This window comes from Methanobacterium bryantii (assembly GCF_002287175.1).
GTDB lineage: Archaea > Methanobacteriota > Methanobacteria > Methanobacteriales > Methanobacteriaceae > Methanobacterium_D > Methanobacterium_D bryantii.
On the sequence record NZ_LMVM01000012.1, the window covers coordinates 13772 to 35470 of the forward strand.

The window sequence follows — 21699 nt, forward strand, 5'->3', positions numbered from 1 at the left end:
TTTCCTGCAATTTTTTAATTTATATGTAATGTAACTTCAACACCCTTTTTTAGGCCCCGCTAAATAAAATGCCAGGTTTAGGAAGTAATGTACATTATTCAAGTATACTTGAATTTTATTCAATTATAAGTGATATTTAATATTATCTATTTTTTTTCAAGCCCATTTCAAAAAAATTAAAGTAAATTACATCCTATTACCACAGAACAGTTAATTCATAATAAAAAATTCTACAAAAACCCTCAAAAACCCAGTAAACTACAGATAAAATACAAAAACAACTATTTAAAAAAATAAAAAAATAGGGAAAAATTTATTTTTTAGACTGTTTTAACAGGTTCAAAATATCCGATTTGAAGTAACCAGCACCGAGTAGACATAAAATTGATACTACCCCTATGATAGCCAGTGCAGGAACTCCTGAAGATCCTGACGCACCGCTAGAAGCTGCTGTAGATACTTCATATGCATTTTTACTGCCGGAAGCTACTGAAGCACTGCTGCTGCTTGAAACACTTTTAGTTGCAGCCGTAACCGCTGCTGCCCCAACACTGCCCACGCCGCTTCCAGAAGAACCAACACTACCACTGCCTTTACCTGTACTAGATTGGCCTTTACCAGAATTTTCATTCTGTGAATTTGCCCCTTTAGAGTCTACAGTTAAAGTTTGACTAGTAGCCTTATTCATCATATCCGCGAACTGTTTAAGCTGAGCCGTGCTCAATGAAGAGCTCATCACCACAAAATTGCTGAAGTCAACATTAGCACATGTGTGGTGGCAGCAGGTAACACCATACTGATTAGCGTAATTAATATACTGATTAGCCAGTTCAGTTAAGGTAGCCTTGTCAGCGCTCCACATGTTTCTCCGGTTTGCCTCAAGCATCCATCCCAGTATAGACGTATATGCGTAGGGGTTAGATTTGAGCAGTGCACTGCGGACATCAGGATTGGTCATGTAATCTTTAGCCAGGGTTTCATACATCCAATCCTTAACTACGTTGGACTGCACTGCATCCCAGGCGAACATGTTACCTATCTCCTTTACAATTTCATGGGCACCCGAAAATCCCTCGTTAAGCATTCCCTCTTTCCACTTAGGATTTGCAAGTCTGGTTCGGAATTCAGTGGCTAAAAAGTTATCCAGTGTCTCTATCTTTGGATTTGAACGTGTGTTAGCAATATAAACACTAACATCATTTCCAGAAAGGCTTTTTACAGCCATTGAAAGACCACCCAGGTACTGGTAAACATCGTCGTTGTCTAAAACCCCATAATTGTTGTCCCTCACCTGTACAGTTGCCTGTACATTTTTCAGCTGATCCTTGAAGGCCTGAAGTCCCTGTAAACCATAAGTACCTGCACCATAGATATAGGACATCCTTGAGAGGTATGTGTCCACGAGATCAGACTGATCCTTCCACTTGGACGTGGATGGTACCTGTGCTGCAACTCCAGTTCCATAACTTCCAGGCGCTTCTCCGAATATCCTGGCCCCTGCCAGGATATCTGCATCTTTAGAGCTCATACCACTGTTCACATACTTGTTGTAGTTGTTCTGGTAGTGCTTCTTAACGAAATTGTTGCTGGTGCTTTCAGACAGGTTTGCAACCTGACGGAATGCCTTGTCCAGAATGTCTATGGTGTAAGGGAATGTATCTCTGAAAAGACCGCTTATTGTTACAACTACATCGACACGGGGCCTCTGGAGTTCACTCAATGGAGTTACCTTAACACCTACAAATCTTCCGGACTTCCATTCCGGTTCCAGGCCCATGTACCTGAGTATCATAGCTATGGTCTGGCCGTTGGTACGCATGGTTTCAGTTGACCAGAGAACAACTCCCACAGTTTCAGGGTAGTGTCCATTTTTCTTGTAGTAATCTTTTAGCATGTCATCAGCCATTTTCTTACCTATTTCCCAAGCTGTTGTATCTGGAGCCGATCTTGGGTCGAAGGAGTAGAAGTTAGAACCTGTTGGAAGCACATCGGGCTTACGAATTGGATCACCACCTAGAGAAGGAGATATAAACTCTCCATTCAAAGCTGCAAGTAAAGCTTCCATTTCATAGTTTTGAGAGAGCGCAGCCCTTATTTTTGCCCTAAACTCCGCATTATCTCGGTTTACAGGGTCGAAGCCCACTATAGATTCAACCATCTGATCCAGTATTGTGCCGTTCAATGCAACTCCAAATGTATGGAGCCCATAGGGCATGAGTGTTGCTGCAAGATCCTCCAAATGGTGTTCAACTTCGTTTTTAATGGTTTCAAAGTCTGCAGTGTTCATATTGAGATCAATATCCTGATCCAGATTCATTTTAGTTACAAGTGCTCTGATCTGTTTCTCCAGAACTGTTTTACGTTCGCTGTCGCTTGTGCTGTCGTAACTGTTTATCAAGTCTTGAAGAGTCGAAAGATCTCCGTATAACCCTGAACTTATAAGTGGGGCTGTTAAGTGATCAATTATCACTGCGTAGCCCCTTCTTTTAGCCTGAGTTCCCTCTCCAGTGTTATCAACAATGTAGGGGTATATGTTTGGTATGTCTCCAAGGAGAATATCTGGCCAGTCATCTTCACCAAGCCCCACACTTTTCCCAGGTAACCATTCCAGGGTTCCATGTGTTCCAAGATGTATAACTGCGTTTGCACCCATGTTCTTCTGCAACCACATGTAGAATGCAATGTACTGGTGAGTCGGCGGTAGTGTTGATGAATGAGCAATGTCTGTGGAGTTCTCTCCCCATCCACGCATTGGCTGCGCACCAACGAATATATTACCCAACATTATACCCGGTAAAACTATTTTACCATCGTATACCATTACATTACCTGGAGCAGGGCCCCACTTAGCATTTACTTCATCTCTAAGTTCTTTAGGTAATGTATTAAACCATTCCATATATTCGCTGAGAGGTATGGTTATTGCACCTGCATCCACAACCTTTTTAAGCTCTCCAGGAGCCCATGAACCCACGTTATTTCCAGCTGTCAGGAACAGATCAATTATAGATTCAACTGAATAGTTGCCTGATACCTTGTATCCTGATGCTTTAAGTGCTTGAAGTATTGCAGATATACTCTCAGGAACGTTGAGATATGAAGCACCAACTCCATCTTTGCCCCCTGCAGAGTTATAGTAAATAATTGCTATCTTTTTCTTATCTTCAGGGAGTGTTTGAAGTGCTATCCAGTTATAGACCCTGTTAGTTATTCTTTCTATCCTATCTGATAGTGGCTGGTAATTTTTGACAACGATTCCAGTGTATGGGTCAGTTTCTGCAGATTCAACCCCTCCCATAATGATAGGTTCGATTCTTCCTTCCATTTCAGGCATTGCAACCTGCCAGTAAACTTCACTGGAAAGTCCTGAAGAACTGTTCTTCCAAGTTTCAAGGTCTGAAGCATATATAGGGGCAAATATTGGCACATTCATCTTTTTCAGAAGATCTGTGCTGTTTTGAGGGTTGTTGTAGATGATGTTGTAACCAACACATGCCACAAGGGCACCTATACGTGAAGAATTGCCATTCAAAAAGTATTTTGTTATGGAATTTGCCCTGGCAGTGTCACTTGATGCTGTTACAGCCAGGACCACATTCAAACCCTTGGCTTCCAGGCTTCTTAGTATGCTGATGGGCATGTCACCGTTTCCATTGAAGAATGTAGATGCGTACATCATTATACCCACCCAGGACTTACCAGACTTATAGTGTCCGCTCTGGGTGTACCATTTCAGGTAGTCATTCCAGGTTGTAAACTGTGGTGTGGTTGAGTCTGGATGGTATATGAACTCGGTTGGATAGTTTATGACACTCAGGTTTTCAGAGGGTTCAACATACATGCCAACCCTTTGAAGTGCCCTGAGCTGGAACCTTTCCATGTTGTCCGTACCAGTTCCGTCCCAGTAGGCACGGAGTTCGGTGTCGTTGGAATCAATACTGTCGTTATTTAAAAATGTGACCCCACATCTTAAAGCCATTATTTTGGCATTTGAATCTGATAAGAGTGGCATTAAATTTGAAAGTGTGCTTGATTCGCTTATCATCTCTATGACTATGAGATCTGCCTTAGATGCAGACTGTTTTATCTTCGCCCTGGTGTCTGCAGATGTTAAATCTGTGCTGGTGAAGAAGTTCAGGTTAAAATAGTAACCCTTGTCCCTGAGTTTCTTGTTGGAATCAACGAACGGCTTAGCATAGGACGAAGATCCACTTATTATAAGCAGGTTATACGCCCTCAACTTCACAGATGCATCGCCATAAAATACAGGATCCGCGGCATTCCTCTGTGAGACTAATACATTCACTGTTTGAGATACATGCCCTAAGGCACCTGCAGTCAGTTTGAAACTTGTTTTATCGCTGAGGAAATTAACTTTATACTGATTATTTTTAACCTTAACAACTTTCACATTAGTGATAGTTTTTCCACTGGTATCTTTCACTGTTACAGTTGGTAGTTTGTTACCAGAAAGTGCTTCAGGGTGTTCTAAAGTGACATTTAAAGTGATTTCCGGATCAACAGGTTGTTCTGTACTTTTAACATTACTAGAATTTGCTGTTGAATTGTTTAGTTGAAATTGACCCGTATCATTACCTCCCTGTAAACTTTCTGCTGATACTGCACCACACAGAACCATCCCCAAAACAGCCGTAATCATTAGTAAAATCGCTTGTTTTCTAATCTTTTTCACCTCCAAAAATATTTTCAATATTTTTGGGGTTTCGAAAAATTCATAGAATTTTTCTTCAACCTCCAAAATCTTCGATTTTTGGGTCATCAAATGCTTCGCATTTGGGACATCGAAATTTTTAATTTCGATAGTTCCAAAATTCATTCTGAATTTTGATAACCTCCAAAATTTTTTAACAAAAATTTTTGGGTTTTGAAAAATTCGTAAAATTTTTCTTCAACCTCCAAAAAATTTTAGCAAGTATCCTCCTATTCAAGTAATACTTGAATAAAAATCAAGTATAAGCAATATTTAACATTATCTATTTTTTTCAAATTTAGTTTAAAAAAATTAAAGTAAATTTTATATATGAAATAGAACCATCCATTGTTGTTGTAAAAAATAAATAATAAAAAGACATCAAAATGGGTCTACCATAAACTCCTTATTCGCAAATAAGATGTCTTTATTAAGGTATCTGGGTTAAACCAGATTCCTACCCCCCTTTTATAGAAAATTAAATTATTATTTTTGAGAAGTTAAAAATTAAGTTTATACAAAAAATAAAAAAAATAGGAGTTATTTCCTTTTAAATAGATTTAGCATATCCTTTCTGAAATAACCTGCACCCATTAAACCAAGTATAAGGATAACTCCCAATATTGCTGCTAACACTGTATCTTCTGAAGATCCGGATGAATTTTCTGGTTTAGTTATCTCATACGCTTTTTGTCCATTACCGTTTTGTCCCTGGTTACCTGCACTAGATTGAGATTCCTGCGAACTTTGTGTAGAACTTGCAGCTGAAGCGTAAGTAACTCCGCTAGAAACTTGACCCGGAGAAGAAGTTCCACCGGTAGAAGTGGATCCTCCCTGCTGCGGTTGGGAAGGATTAGATGGTGCAAATGCAGGGTTCAACGTAGAAGCATACAATTTGCTTTTAATTCCATCTACAAGCGTAGAATTCATATTTTGGAACATCTCGTTTACAATATTCATGTCTAGAAGATCACCACTCCAACCATTATCGTTAATTGAAGTAGCCAAACTATTAGCTAAAGCTCTTAGAGCATCAGAATCTGCATTCCAGCGGTTTAAATGGATAGCCTGCATAAGGTTATACATGATCGCCTGCTGCGCGTAAGGATTATTCGTTCTGAAATAGTCATTGAGCCCCAAATTCAAGCTATCCCTGACATATATATCGTAAATTGATTGAAACTGGTTTGAAGTTGCAGTACCTGGATTTAATATATCCCACGCCAGCAGATTCGTAATGTCCAAGAGACGGCTGGCTGCACCAGGTCCCTGAGAAATTAATGCACTAATCCAACTAGGATTGAAGTAGGTAGTTCTTAAATCACGGGCTATTGACTCAGCTAGGGTTTCTGTTTTGGGTTTATCTGGATTTTCCAGGTTATTTATGACCATTACAGGTTCAGTACCAGTTATTTTAGTTATAGCTGCTCCCAAACCTCCAAAGTACGCATAGTAGTCATCATCACCAAGCAAGTCGTTAGCATTTACATCCCTGCTGAAAACTGCCATACTAGTTCCATTGAGGATTGCTGTGTAAAGGTCTACAAGAATTTGGGAAGTCGCATTAGAACCGTATAAATAACCAAATGTATTTATATAGGTGTCAATGACTGCCTGCATATTATCCCCACTTTTACCCAGGGTAACCTCTGTTAGCGGGTTATGGTGATTTCCAGGTTCTTGAGAGAATATTCTGGACATCGAAAGCTGCTTAGCATCCTCCTCATTGTAGCCTTTTTTAATAAGCATCTGATAAATACTATTTGAATGAGTTTTAACGTAATTTGTTGTGCTGTTGATGGTTGCAGCATATCTTACGGCATCATCAAGTACATCCAAGACACATTTATAGTCGTTCAAGTAAAGAGAAGTTGTAGTGATTACAACATCGATTATAGGCCTTCCAAGATTAGGGATTACCTCTGTACCGTTGACATATCCATTAATATCCCATTTAGGTTTTAAACCCATCAAATAGAGTATTTCAGCTTCCATTACACCTTTATCCTGAATTGAATGTGTAGCCCACAGCATGAAGGCTACTTTTTCTGGATATTTTCCATGCTGTTTATAGTAAGAAGACAGCATTTCGTCCACCAGTTTCACAGCGATATTCCATGCTTCCTTGGTAGGTACTGTTCTAGGGTCAAATGAATACATGTTATTTCCAGTAGGAAGCACATTTGGATTTGTAATTGGGTCTCCAATGTTAGATGCAGGAATATAACCTCCATTTAATGCTTTCAAAGTGCTGTTGATCTCGTTAGTTGCCAGAGCAAGGTTATTCATGTATATTATTGCCAGATTTAGATAGGCCGTTAAATCAGTTTTAGTTTGGTTTAAGACCGATTTTTGAGCATCTTCAGCTGACATTTTATCAAATAAAACCTTTTCAAGCAGTAAATATACCTGATCATCAGTTAATTTATTCACATTCATGTAATCTCTAAACTGGTAACCCAAAAGCGATTGTACCATGTAAATAGAATAATTTCCCGTTGGGGGTTCACCAAGCACGTGTAACCCAAGCGTGATGTATTCTGATTCCATTTCCTGCAGATAATCCTGCAGTTCAATAGCGAAATCATCGAAATCCTTGATTGTAGATAAGTTCACATTCATATCTTCATCAAGATGAAGAGTTTTGGTCAGCTGTAAAATTGTACTTTTAAGTTCTGCCTTGATGGATGCCGATGTTGATTGATCGAAATATGTATTCAACTTCTGGTTCAGTACTGTTAAATTACCATAAAGCCCGGAAATAGTCATAGTTGGTACTAAGTGGCTGATCATTACCGCGCCCTGTCTTCTTTGAGGTAAAGTAGATTCACTTCCCTCTACAGTAAATAGATAGATTACAGGCATGTCTTGACTTACAATCGCAGGCCAATCATTTTCACAGTCCAGACCAGTTGCACTCTTTCCTGGTAACCATGCCACAGTACCGTGTCTTCCAAAGTTAATCAATGCATCTGCATTATAAACATTATTTAACCAGAAATAGAATGCCAGATACTGATGAGTCGGCGGTACGCTGCCGCTGTGATACATCACTTCCCCATTCTGAGTGTAACCACGGGATGGTTCAGGAGCCAGAATAATGTTTCCATACTGAATTACAGGTAAAACTAGATACCTTGTACCGTTTTTAGTGTAAACCATTATGTCTCCAGGTGCTTCGCCCCATTCATCAATAACTTCCTGTCTTTTAGCAGCGTTAAGCTTGTTAAACCATGCTAAATATTGAGATTCAGGAACTAAAACCACAGGATAATTTTCAACCAGCTTTTTCAGGTCTCCAGGTGCCCAGTTACCAATATTTGAACCCTGATTTCTGATGATCACCGCAAGTTCATCTGCTGTAGGAATTTTTTTATTTCCCAAATTATAGCCGCTGTCTTTCAAAGCCTGCAAAAGGTTAACTAAACTGGCATATGCATCTAAATGTCCTGCACTAACTCCAGAACTCAATCCTGGCTGTGAAGTCCAGTAAATGATAGCTATCTTCTTATTATCATTTGATTTGTATTTGAGGTTTATTTGAGCTATTGATCTATCAATTATCCAATTTATTTGCCGTGTGATTGGTACTGTTTGAGCTATACCTTTAGAATCTGTTTCTGTGGTTGCAACAACAATTGGATCAATTATACCCTGTTTTTCTCCATTTGTAACTGAGTATGCAAATGTAGCGGACCCTATTCCCTGAGTAGCATTTAGCCATTTTTCATATGAATCTTCATAGGTCAGTGCTTTGATAATAGGGACATTCATGGAAATTAATTCAGCCATTGTATCATTATATGACCGTATCATATCCCATCCGGCAGCACGATAATGCACAACTAAATCTGGAAGGAATTTTCCTTTATACACTAAAAACGTGTTTATATCTACTTGACCTAAAGGATATGTCTCATGATCAAGGAAATATGGGATTACATTGTACCCTTTTGCTTCAAATCCGCTGATTAATGCATCTACTGCTGCCGTATCTGCTTTGTTATATGAAAACTGGCCAAACATAACTGCTACTGTTGGCTTATTTGAATTATATTTTTTGTACCATGCCAGATAGCTGGTTAAATTTGAAAATACTTTGTCCGCATCTGGATGATAAATACCAACCTTAACTACAGTGGCAGGGCTCTGATAACTATCTTTTACCCCCAAAAAATTCACTGCCATATATTTCAGCATATTTTTTACATTTTCTGGTGAAATATTAGTCCAGTACTGCCTAATAGCAGAAAGCTTTGTTAAATCTACATTTGTTGGATTTGACATGTAATACGTTGTTGTAATGATCACATGTATATCCTTAGCTTTTGCTTCCTCTATTAGGGGAGTTATTTTATCCAGATTCGGCGTTGAAGTGTATAAATAGTCAATAAATACCAGGTCATATTTAGTGAGATTGAGACCCGCTGGAAGATTTTTAAGTAAGTAGACTTCACTTGTAAAGTGGGTATTTTGATCTAATGCATTCATTAACGTATTTGATACTGCTGAAGAACTTGTAAATAAGAAAACTACTTTTGGTTTTCCTAATTTAAAAGTAGCAGTGCCTTGTAATACTGTTGAATTATTTGAAGTATATTGACGAGTATTTACTATTTGAGACGAAGATTTATGCCCCGTGTAACTCGCTGTCACGTTGAATTGAGTTAAATTACTTAGAAATCTCAGTTCATATTCCCCTTTGCTATTGGTCTTAGTAGAACTTAATTTATTTCCATTACCCGATACAGTCACATTTACTCCTGGAAATGGTTTGCTGGTGACACAATCAAGAACCTGGCCCTTAATTTTAACCTCTTTTAATGAACTATTTTGATAGGAGCTGCTGAGATCAGTTGAATTTATTGTGCCTCCAGAATCACCTCCAGTAGTAGTATTTGCTGCAGAAACTGTTCCAAACAGCGCCAATATAAAAACAAACGTTGTTATTAGTAATATTACTTGTTTTTTAATATTTTTCACCTCCTTTCCTATTTGTAAGAGAGTTTAAAGTCTACCAATATTTAATACTTTTTATTATTCATTTATTATTACTTTTAGGTTCAAATTATGAAGTTTAGTAATAAAAAACACATAAAATTATTACAAATTGAGTAATTATTGTTCAATTTGTAATAAATTCTCTCAAAATTAAGTAAAATCAAGAAAATATATTGTACAAAACTAATAAAAAAATAAAACTTTTTATAATTAGTTAAATATACTTTATTTAAAAAAAAGAATATGAAATACTATTTATTTATGTATTAAATACATACCAAACTTTATTTTATAATAATAATGTTTTTAAGCCATCATTAACTCATAAATTGATATAATTGGTCTTTAGACTTGAAAAAAAGCAGAGTTTAATGTTATTACTGAATCCTTTAAAAATTCCTAAAAAAATGTAAAAATGCAATAACCAGAGTAAATAAAAACTATTTATTCTAAATCCTTTTTAACAAAGATAAGATTTTCATCATAATTTAAAATGTATTCTTCAACTCGCCAGTTAAGCTTTTTTAAAGCTTTTTCTACGGTCTTTAAATTTTCTTCATTATATGGAAAAGTGGTCCATGCAACACATGTAGCTTTTCTTTCAAAATCAAAATCTAATTCTTTCAATTTTTCTACTACAAAATCTAGTGTTGTTAATTTTTTCATATCTAACAATTCAACGTTATTCTTATAATTCATATCATATCCCTCAAAAAGTTTGTAGGGCATTTTAAATACATTTGAGCGAAATTTAAATGCCCTATACTTTTTTATTTGCTAAGGTATGTTTTGGGTTAATTTTCATGTCCTAATGACATCAAGGGGGAAACTTATGGCAAGAGGTGAATTAATAATTTAGCTAAGTATTTTAAACCATTCGTAATACTAAATCATCCCTTTGCCATTACAAAGAAAGATTAGCGCTTTTTATATATAATACTTTCTATTTATTTGGTATTATTACTTTCATGGCCAATTTAAACAGAATCTTAATACTTATAAAAAAAGTAATAAAAATAGGGGTGCTTTAATAATAACTATAACAAAGTTTTTTCAACAAAAATCAGGTTTTCATCATAGTTTAAATTATATTCCCTCGTCTCCCAGTCAAGTTTTTTTAAACAGCTTTTTACAACTCTTAAATTAAATTCATTGTAAGGAAATGTTGTCCATGCTATGCAGGAACCTTTTCCTGCAAAATCTGTGTTTAAAATTACAAGTTTCTCTATTACTTCAGATTCAGCCAAATAGTTATGCTCCACTTTTACTCCCCCGAAATGGAAATCAATATAAAAAATATAATTAAATATCTTATATCTTCAAAACCATTACATTTCAACGCTAATTTTAGTTTTCCTCCAATAAGGAGGAAAGAATGGCAAAGCCGGCAAATCAAGATTTGCGGTGTGCAAAAATTGAGAATTTTTGCAGCCCCCAAACAAGTTGGTGTTTGGGACCCTCGAAAACTGTCAAAATCCTCAAAAATCTATGATTTTTGGGAGTTACGAAACTTTGCTTTTCGAATGTTGTCAAATCCCTCAAAAATTCTTTGAATTTTTGGGGGCACGAATCGAAGCTGTAAAACATGCTGTGCATGTTTTACGCATAAAAAATCTACGATTTTTTAAGATTCGTAAGCTATAATTTGACACAGCAAACACAAGGTGTTTGCATGCTTTGTTTTCGGGACCGAGGAAACTAAGTTTCCTCAGGCATGTAAAAATCTTCGATTTTTAACAGACACCAGAAATCAAATTTAAAATATAAAATTATAAACTTTGACATAGAGTTTAATACATGTATTCATATTCAAAGTAATACAAATTGGTTCTTTGCCATTACAAACACAAATTATAATTTTTTCACATATAATACTTTCTATTTGAAGTTTATTATTACTTTCAAGACAAATTTAAATGAAATAGTAATACTTACACTAAAAATAAGGACAATATATAAAGAAAACTCCCAGTAGTATATCACTTTCTAAATATCTAATTAATGGCTAAAAATGGTAATTTTCTGTTATAATCTGAGTAAATTAAAAAAAATAGGAGCTAAATCTTTGTAAATAATATACTTAAATCCTAAAAAGAGACCAATTCCAAAGCTATTTGCCATTCTTCCTGGAGATCTCCAAATTCAATTCCTCCATTTTTTCCTTTAAAATATCTTTCGGCCGTTTCAATATAGTTGGATCTTTAATTATCTCTTTTGAATACTTTAAAAGCTCTGAATCTTCAAGTAATTCCTTTGAATGTTTTACCAGCTCTAATTCATTGATTATTTCGCTTGATTCTTCAATTATATCCTGCGGTGCAGGTATTATGTCTGATTCCTGAATTATCTCTTTAGTTTCAGTGATTTTCTTCCTGTAGATACCCACTGGAGAAAGTATTAGTATAATTATACTTAAAAGTGCTCCTAACATCATTATCAAGTGCATTCCACTTGTAAAATTATATGCCGCCAGGTTATAGAGTTGATTTTGCTGTAAAGCATCCGGACTTATAGTGGTATACAGCAGTATACCTGCAATTGATACTCCAAATACCATTCCCAGATTTCTCATGGTTACTATAATACTGGAAGCTAATCCTTTCTTTTTATCAGGTATAACTGTCATAATTGCCCTATTATTTGGGGCCTGAAAGATTGCAGCGCCTATCCCTAAAAGGGCTAATCTCCATACAACATCAAAGACATTAGAGAACATGGTAAGAGAGGTCATAGAATAAAACGCTAAAGCACTTATTAATGCCCCCATAATTGCTAAGGGCCTTGAACCTACCCTATCAGCCAATGTTCCACTTATAGGAGCTAGAACCATCATAACTATTGGATTAGCCATTAATACAGCTCCCGTTAATGCAGGATTACACAGCAACACCTTCTGCAGGTAAAAAGGCATGATAAAGAGAATCATATACATGCAGATATAATTGAAGTACAGACTGAGGTTAAATGCAGAAAATGTTTTATTTTTAAATATTTCAATGTCCAGAAGAGGATCATCTGCCCTTTTCTCATTCCAGACAAACAAAATTAAAGTTATCGCAGCCACAAAAGCCATTATTATTGTCAAAGCATCTAATTTTGAGGTTTGAATATCATTAAGCAGGTATACCACAGAAAAAAGGCAAAAGTACTGCAATATTGCTCCAGGAACATCTAATTTAGCTGATTTAGTCTCGCCTCTTTTTAACACTTTATAACAGAGCAGAAAGCTGGTTATACCCATTGGAATATTTACCAGGAATATGGTTTGCCATCCAAAAAAGGTTTGTATTAACCCCCCAATTGCTGGACCAATCGCTAACCCTGCAGATATTGCCACGGCATATATACCTAAAGCTTTACCAGTCTGACTGGGTGGAAAAGCACTTTTAACTATACCCATGGAGACTGACAGCATTAATGCGGCTGCAATACCCTGCAGACCCCTGAAAATTATAAGAAAAGTTATTGAAGGGGATAAGCTGCATAAAACTGACGTGATGAGAAAACTAACCAGGCCCACCATATATATTCTTTCATGACCGTAGAAATCACCTAAACGACCAAATAATAGGACAAAACCCAGTAAATTAATTAAGTATGCAGTTATTACCCACTCTGAGCTCGCAATACTTGTAGAAAAGAAAGCAGTGATTGTAGGTAATGAAACATTAACAATACTGGCATTAATAGGCACCATTATGGTTCCTATAGCAATTGCAAATAATATTCTCCATTTTCTCTCTAAAACATTCAAAACAGTTTCACCTGAATATGAAATAAGGCTTTACTTAACTTTATTTTATATAAAAAGTTGCTAATAAATTTTTTGAACATGCTGATCCTTTAAAATTCAACCATTTATTATATATTTAAAAGCATATTAAGCCCTTAATTGTGTTAAAATCAAACAAAACAAATAAATTAAAGATGCAATTTTTAAAAAATTCATAACACCATTTAAAATAAAAATAAAGTAGAATAGAGTTATTCGTCAAAGACAGTAACCTTATTCATTACGTCGTTCTGTTTTATTTTGTTTACAACATCCATTCCCTTAACAACTTTACCAAAAACGGTGTGTACTCCATCAAGGTGTGGCTGTGGAGAATGGGTAATGAAAAACTGACTACCGCCTGTGTCTTTACCTGCATGAGCCATCGAAAGAGCTCCTGCACCGTGTTTGTGAGGGTTTATTTCACATTTTATAGTGTAGCCAGGCCCACCAGTTCCATTTCCTTTAGGACATCCGCCCTGGATGACAAAATTAGGAATTACCCTGTGAAAAGTCAGGCCGTTGTAAAATCCTTCGTTTGCAAGTTTTTCAAAGTTAGCCACTGTATTTGGGGCTTCCTTATCAAAAAGTACAAGTTCTATATTCCCTTTATCAGTTTCAATTATTGCTTTTTTCATTTTTTTTCACCATCGATTATTTATAATCAAGTAAAAATTTTTAAAATATTAATTAAATTCAAATTTATAGAAAGTGTATTTAATTACTTTCTGAATTCCAGTAATTCTCCCATGAAATAGTGTTTAATGAGATATTAAGATAGTTATTTTATCATATCATATATGAACTTAACTACATTTAGTCCTTAAATTAACAGAAACATACCAGAAAAATAATTTAAATCATATTTTATTCTTTAAACCCATAAAATTTCTAAATTTTCCGGATGATTTAATAGTGGACAAAACAAATTAATTTAGTAAAATAAATTTCAATTAGATAATAAAATTTTCTACTTATATGTTACAAAGGTGATTTAATGAATACGGAAGAGATTATGGCTTTAGATAAGGAATACGTCATGCAAACATACGGACGATATCCTTTAGCCCTTGCAAAGGGACAGGGATCTGTGGTTTGGGACATGGAAGGTAAAACGTATATTGACTGTTTTGCAGGGATTGCCGTAAACAACGTAGGGCATTCGCACCCCAAGGTTGTAGAGGCCATATGTAACCAGGCTAAAAGGATGATTCACTGCTCTAATATCTATTATACACAGGAGCAGGTAGAATTAGCAAAATTGCTTAGTGAAGTTTCTCCGCATGATAAAGCATTCTTCTGTAACAGCGGAGCAGAAGCAAATGAAGGGGCCGTGAAACTCGCACGGAAATTTACAGGAAACGGCGAAATAATTGCCATGGAAAACTCATTCCACGGGCGAACACTTGCCATGATTACAGCTACAGGCCAGCATAAATACAAAAAGGGATTTGAACCACTATCTCCAGGATTTACACATGTTCCTTTTGGAGATATTGAGGCAGTTTCAGAAACTATAACTGATGACACGGCTGCAGTTCTGGTCGAGCCTATACAGGGCGAAGGAGGAGTTATAGTGCCTCCAGAAGGTTATTTAAAAGAACTTAAAGAACTCTGTGATGAAAATGATGTTCTTTTGATCTTCGACGAAGTGCAAACTGGATTCGGAAGGACTGGAGAAATGTTTGCATCCGACCTTTTCGGTGTGACCCCAGACATAACCACTGTTGCTAAAGCTTTAGGTGGAGGATTCCCAATAGGCGGTGTACTTGCCCAAGAAGAAGTTGCAGATGCATTTGAACCTGGAGACCATGCAGCAACCTTCGGTGGAAACCCACTTGCATGTGCCGCCGCAAAAGCGTCAATTGAAACTATAATTGAAGAAAATCTCCCTCTAAAAGCAAAGGAAATGGGAGAATACTTCATGTACAAACTTAACGAACAGAAAAAACTGTACGGCATAGTTGAGGATGTGCGCGGTGCTGGTTTAATGATTGGAATGGAAATAGATATTGACTGTTCTGATATCGTGACCACTGCCAGGGATCAGGGTGTTCTTATAAACTGTACAGCAGGTAATGTTTTAAGGTTCTTACCACCGCTTAACATAGATAAAGGTCAGATAGACACTGTTACATGTGTTTTAGAGACTATTTTAGAGAAGCTTTCTTAAATTTCATTTTTTAGAAGTTTTCTCTATCCCTATATTTTTAAATTGACAATGAATTTAAGATTACACTTTAATAAGATAGTCTATAATGTCTTTCACTGAGATTCAATTTATAATCCTTCTCTTCTAACAATTTCAAGATAAATGGAAGGATGAAATCTATTTAAACGTGGAAAATATTAAAATTGGAGGCGTTGTATCGCTTTTCCAGGTTTATTATTAATTTTTATCTTTTCTCATAGTCTGCAAGATGATATAGTACTGCCATGTTTGTACACAATCAGTTTCATTTACTATATTGAAACAGATTCCACTGTTTTTAAAAATTTATTTATATAACAAAAAAATCAGAATTTTTTTATATCTTATTTAGAAAAGTACTGTTGGGAACATTACAACAATACCCTTTTTAATATTGGGATTTCCATTTTTTTAGCTTCATTATATGCCCGGCATATTATGATAATCATGCTCCTCGAAGGGATATTGTTTTCGTAATATATGTGTATGACGCCACGTTAGTGGTTTAAAGTTCGCAACTTATCTTAAAGAGTAACTGATAAATTGATTTCATAAAATAAATAGCTACAAAAAAGAATTTTATCTGCAAATTCATTAAATCCTTTTTTCCATTAACTTTTTATAGTTTATTTAGAAAATAAGCATTATGGGAATTATTGATACAATTTTTTTAATAATAGGTATTTTTCTTATAATTACAATCACTTTAATTATCGTTTACTGTAAACTAAAACTTCCTGAAAAAGAATTGAACTATATCTCCTATTTAATTACATATTTAATGGGAATTCTTCTTATTATAGGTGTTATTACTGGTTCGATTTGGTTTATACTGCTATTCGTACTTCTACTTGCTTTTTTAGATCGTATTTACCGTTCAAAGAAATATCCTGAAAAATATAAACCTATGTCTATTTGGGAAAAATTAGGTTTTGTTTGGGTGATTCTTTTAATTTCAACTATACTATACATTGCCTTCTTTCATTAGTGTAATCATTTCATGATGTATTTCCAAGGAACTAGGTCCATTAAATAGAATTCACCTAAGCTTCAATAATACATGAATTACTATTAATTTTTATAAGATTTAAATAGTCCTAGAATATTTTTTTTACGGAATTCTGTTCAAAAAAAATTATAGATTTTGAGGGTTTTCAGGTCTAATCTATTTTTAAATTTATTTCTTTCATATCTAATCTATCCCCAATATATTTCCAGAACTTTTCCAATTGATCCATCTAACCTTTATCGGAATAAATATCTTCAGTCATCTATCCAATAATGACCCAATAATACTAAATCCCATGGCGTAATGTATCCAATAGTAGATCCGCTATTTCCACTGCGCAATCTTCCGCTTGTTCCACATAAGTTTCATCAGAATAGGTTGGCTCTCTAATCATTCCAGAAACACCAAGCATGAACGACGACACACCAACTGACATTACAGCAGCAGCTTCAATAGCCGTACCAACTGCCAAATCTCCTGCTAGTAATGTTAATGGACCTGAAACAGCAATTGCTGCAGAAACAGCTATAACATCAGCACCACCAATAGCTGCACCAAGACCGAAAAGCCATATCCCCATATCTATTTTAAGTAATGGACCAATATTATAATATTTTCCATCTGGAATCGCAGGTTCACCACGAATGAAGTCTTTTAATTGAGAATAATTCAATTGCGCTACACTTACAAACCACCGTTCATATGCAACGCTATCATCAAACCAACTACCACATAAATTAGCAACTATGTTAATATCCCTGCAAATACCTGTTTCTGAGTCAATTACAATGAAATCATTGCCAGACACTTCTATGAGGAATCCATTCTGTACAAATATTTGAGGAGTAGCATTACTTAAATAAGCATTAATCAGATCCATCTCTACCGAATTAAAAGTCCCATTAATAGATGTATTCATTACTGCATATTCAATTAATGGAATATTAGAAGAAGTGAGGTAGTTAAATGTATACATATTTCCTAATGTGCCTATAACTGTCATTCCCATGCTATGATCACAATCTAAAGTTAAATAGGTTCCAGTTGCATCTTCATATGCAGAAACTACAATTGGACTGGTACGACTCCAACTAACATTATATTCAGGAGCAACAGCATCAGATAGTTGATCATGAAGGTATTCTACCATCAAAGCTGCTATGAAAGCATTGTATGCAGCTTTCATAGAAGTAGACTGATAATTAGATCCTTGATTCAAGCAGTCTTGTACAATACTAGAAGTTACATCTGTTGTGGCTATTGCAAAACTTTGTACACTATCATATTGCGAACCTATGTATTTTAATTGGACTGTTCTATGAACAAAATTTCCAGGGAAGTTCAGAGTTGTCACATTTGTACTGTTATTCGGGTCAGTTACAGTTATATTAAATCCAGATACTCCAGGATAAGCTAAATTAACTGTAAGAGTATCAATAACAGGGGCCGCATTATTATAAATACATCTATCCAGCACTACAGTTCCATCTATAATAACCTGTAACTCATCTGTCGGGGCATTGGAATAATATGTAGAAATACAAGTCGTCACGACACTGAGCCAAGTCACAGACTCATTTAATGTAATATTACATGTAATATTAAGCGGCTGACCAGTAGAAGTATCATAGGCTGTACTTGTAATGGTTAATACAGCTACTCCTGTAGATATAATTCCAGTTGCATTGACACTTTGATTATCAAGGGACGCTGTTGTTATAACTGTTGCATTTTGCGTGCTGCCAAGATGTAGGATAGTTGTTGCCTTACCTTTAACTGTATAAGCTGAACCGACAATTGTTCCAAATGTAGTTGAGAAATCTACAGGTATACCATTAGGAACATGACCCTGGGACGATGTATCTCCACCCTGATTATTATGAGTTAAATCTGCTGTTACACTGGTATTTCCACAAGAATTAGTAGAAGAAACATTTACACCTAAAACTAACCATGGATTGGCTATAACATTTCCACTTACGTTCCAAATAATGCTTGAATTGGTTGATGGATTAGCATTTGAGCCCCACCAGTTATTAGTTGCGTTTACTGTACCAATATCATTTCTAAGCCCGTAAGTATTCCCAGTTATTCTATTAAAATGTATAGCATCTGTCGAGTTGTAGGTCCAGATACCATAATAGTTATCAGTTAAATTATTGCTTATAATGGAATCATTGGAATATTCTGAATAAATTCCACTGTTACAACCATATATTATATTGCTAGATATGATATTACTGCTGTAACTGCTGTGAATTCCCTCAAAACCATTACTAGTTATTGTATTATTAAATATGGTGTTGTTAAATGAGTTAGAAGCAATAATTCCAGAAGTTCCATTTCCAAAAATAGTGTTTCCGGAGATTGAACAACTATTGGCATTTAAATTGACGCTACCATTTATTATTAAACCTTGAATTATTGAACCGCTTCCACCAGAATTAATTGTTATAGCAGGGCCTGATGAATTTGCAGCTATAATTATCACATTGTTTCCAGAAACAGATTTTATTGTAAGCTTTTTATTAATAACTAAATTTTCTACAAATGTTCCGTTAACTATTTCAATAGTATCACCGTTTAAGGCGTCATTTATAGCATCCTGAATCTTAGAATAAGAAATGTTAGTGTTAATATCCACAACAGGAAGCGTTAATATATAAATCCTGCTTTGAGTCGGCATTTGATAACCAATGCTGTCGACGGCCATAAATTTTAAGTTAATAATATTACAGTTACCATTCATTTGAAGAGTAATAGGACCAGTATACCTTGTACTTGAAGTTGTCGGAGCAGTACCATTTAGAGTGTAATAAATGACTGGATTTGAGTCAAGATTATCAGTGGCAGTTAAAGTTACTGTTTTTGTAGTATTATAAATTCCACTTACCGGATTTGCAGTTACAGTTAATGTATCTATAGTGTAGTTTTGTGTATATTCAGAGCCCCAGTTGCCTGCTGCATCAACTGCTACATATCTAAGGGTTGTGATATTAGTTATTGTTATTGGATTTGTATATCTAATACCATTTACTTGTGGATCAGAACCATCTGTGGTGTAGTAAACTATAGGATTAGGGTCAAGATTATCCGTTGCGTTCAAAGTCACGTTTTGATAAGTGTTATAAAAACCACCTGCATGATTTATAGTTACTGTTGGAGCAGTTGTATCAATTGTGTAATTTATAGTCTGAGTAGCGCGACTATTACCCGCTGCATCAACTGCATAATACTTTAAATTTGTTATTCCCTGATTAAGAGTCAAAGTGACAGTATTGGCCTGATGATTCCATGTACTGCCGTTATTAGTACTGTAATAAATTACAGGGTTAGAATCCAAATTATCACTCGCAGTCAAAGTTACAGACTTTGTAGTATTATAAATTCCTCCTGCAAGATTTGTAGTTACTATAGGCATTATAGCATCAATAATAATGTTGGTTTGCACAGTTTGATTATTTACAGTTACGGTAATGTTTGCAGTCCCAGAAATAGCTGTTCCACGGTTAAATGTTGCACTAGCCTTACCATTTCTAGCTGAAACAGAACTAGTTACAGTACCTAATGTCGTAGTAAAATTAATTGGAGTATTATCCGGAATATGGCCCTGAGAAGAAGTATCAGTACCTGCATTATTATGAGTTAAATCTGCAGTTACTGTGGAATTATTATTAGTGCTTGTGGGATTAGCAGTTACTTTTAAAGTTATCCAAGGACTATAAGTAATAGTTCCGCCATTCATGGTAATATACAGATCGCTTCCCTGATTTGATGAAAGTGTTGGATTGTTTGAACCCCACCAATTATTAGTAGCATCTGCTGTTCCACCATTACTTTCAAGCCCATAGGCTATATTTCCAGTTATTATATTGAAATGAACATTAGCAAAAGAAGAACTGCCAATGTATATTCCATATATTTTATTGTTCATTATAGTATTATATTGGATTATGTTATCAGTTGAGCTAGCATCAACTGAAATTCCATTACCATTATTTGTCACAGTGTTATTTTGGATTGTATTATTAGTTGAAAACACATAAAGGTGAATTCCAAAGTTAGCAACATTATTATTTGTTACCGTATTATTTTGAATTATATTTAGTGAACTAGTATAAAGGTAAATTCCATTACTGTTATTTGTTACAATATTATTACGAATTACATTACTCAAACTAAAATAATTAAGATAAATTCCATATTGACTACTATTTCTCACATTATTATTTTGAATTACATTATGTGAACTGTGATAAAGATAAATACCATTTGAAGTAGTTTTTAAAACATTTCCAGTTATGTTACAGCTTGAAGCTCCATTAATATAAATTCCATTTGATTTTGTGGCCCCAGTAATTGTAAATCCTTGAATAATTGAACCAGTTCCACCAGAATTTATAGTAATAACAGGTTTTGACGAATTCGAAGCTTTAAGCGTCACCGATGCACCAGATTTAGCTTTTAACGTTACATTCTTATTAATAGCCAAATTCACCGTATACGTATATGCAGAACCATTATTATCATTAACAGTAATAATATCCTTAGCAGAAGCACTATTTATAACCGATTGAATGTTACCACCGGGGCTTACAGTCCAATTAGCAGCCGATACTGCTCCACTAAACATCAAAAGTATTGTAAAAAACGTTATACATGCCAAAACTGTTTTTATATTCGCCATAATTCATCACATCGATTATTACAAATACATGGCTATTGTAATTAAGTAATATTTAATACTTTCGGTTCATATCTTATTTTATTATGATTAAACATGATAAAAGGAAAAATAAACAGTTTATACCAAATTAAGGAATAAATAATACAAATTACAAATAAATACAAATTAAATAAAAAAATTACAGTAAAATATCTAAAAAATAATCCATTTAAATAATTTAGCACTGAAATTTGTTTTATTTTATTAGCTAGAACTTAAAAATTAAATTTTAATTTTATTTATAAATAGCAATTTCTCCTATAACACAAAAATCTATTTAAAATGCATA

Annotated in this window: 8 protein-coding genes; 1 reads left to right on the forward strand and 7 read right to left on the reverse strand. The window is 35.0% G+C overall.

The annotated features are described in order from the left end of the window. Positions 1-313: 313 nt before the first annotated feature. The 6 genes from ASJ80_RS05655 to ASJ80_RS05680 all read right to left on the reverse strand — a co-directional run bounded on the left by ASJ80_RS05655 (position 314) and on the right by ASJ80_RS05680 (position 14122). A complete protein-coding gene (locus ASJ80_RS05655; RefSeq protein WP_245837489.1) occupies positions 314-4837 on the reverse strand; it encodes a cobaltochelatase subunit CobN in 4524 nt (1507 codons plus the stop codon). A 414-nt stretch (positions 4838-5251) separates the two neighbouring features. Then, a complete protein-coding gene (locus tag ASJ80_RS05660; protein ID WP_069582001.1) occupies positions 5252-9694 on the reverse strand; it encodes a cobaltochelatase subunit CobN in 4443 nt (1480 codons plus the stop codon). Between the two features lie 462 nt (positions 9695-10156). Beyond that, complete coding sequence (locus tag ASJ80_RS05665) at positions 10157-10441, reverse strand: hypothetical protein (RefSeq protein ID WP_141705139.1); 285 nt, start codon at positions 10439-10441, stop codon at positions 10157-10159. Between the two features lie 308 nt (positions 10442-10749). Next, on the reverse strand, positions 10750-10959 hold the full coding sequence (locus tag ASJ80_RS05670; protein ID WP_141705140.1) for a hypothetical protein: 210 nt from the start codon (positions 10957-10959) through the stop codon (positions 10750-10752). An 863-nt stretch (positions 10960-11822) separates the two neighbouring features. Beyond that, positions 11823-13466, reverse strand: a complete 1644-nt coding sequence (locus ASJ80_RS05675) for an MFS transporter (protein ID WP_069582009.1) — start codon at positions 13464-13466, stop codon at positions 11823-11825. Between the two features lie 230 nt (positions 13467-13696). Further along, the gene (locus ASJ80_RS05680; protein ID WP_069582015.1) at positions 13697-14122 is read right to left on the reverse strand and encodes a peptidylprolyl isomerase; all 426 of its coding nucleotides are present in this window, start codon (positions 14120-14122) and stop codon (positions 13697-13699) included. Between the two features lie 359 nt (positions 14123-14481). On the opposite strand from ASJ80_RS05680, the gene ASJ80_RS05685 reads away from it, so the two are divergent. Continuing rightward, on the forward strand, positions 14482-15657 hold the full coding sequence (locus ASJ80_RS05685; protein WP_069582019.1) for an acetylornithine transaminase: 1176 nt from the start codon (positions 14482-14484) through the stop codon (positions 15655-15657). A 1313-nt stretch (positions 15658-16970) separates the two neighbouring features. Here the strand turns inward: ASJ80_RS05685 and ASJ80_RS05695 are convergent. After that, on the reverse strand, positions 16971-21371 hold the full coding sequence (locus tag ASJ80_RS05695; protein ID WP_069582025.1) for a NosD domain-containing protein: 4401 nt from the start codon (positions 21369-21371) through the stop codon (positions 16971-16973). Positions 21372-21699: the final 328 nt, after the last annotated feature.

Bases quoted from the DNA above. Each gene is read 5' to 3' on its own strand.
- ASJ80_RS05695 (WP_069582025.1), bottom strand. From the start codon at position 21,371: ATGGCGAATATAAAAACAGTTTTGGCATGTATAACGTTTTTTACAATA.
- ASJ80_RS05655 (WP_245837489.1), bottom strand. From the start codon at position 4,837: ATGAATTTTGGAACTATCGAAATTAAAAATTTCGATGTCCCAAATGCG.
- ASJ80_RS05685 (WP_069582019.1), top strand. From the start codon at position 14,482: ATGAATACGGAAGAGATTATGGCTTTAGATAAGGAATACGTCATGCAA.
- ASJ80_RS05680 (WP_069582015.1), bottom strand. From the start codon at position 14,122: ATGAAAAAAGCAATAATTGAAACTGATAAAGGGAATATAGAACTTGTA.
- ASJ80_RS05665 (WP_141705139.1), bottom strand. From the start codon at position 10,441: ATGCCCTACAAACTTTTTGAGGGATATGATATGAATTATAAGAATAAC.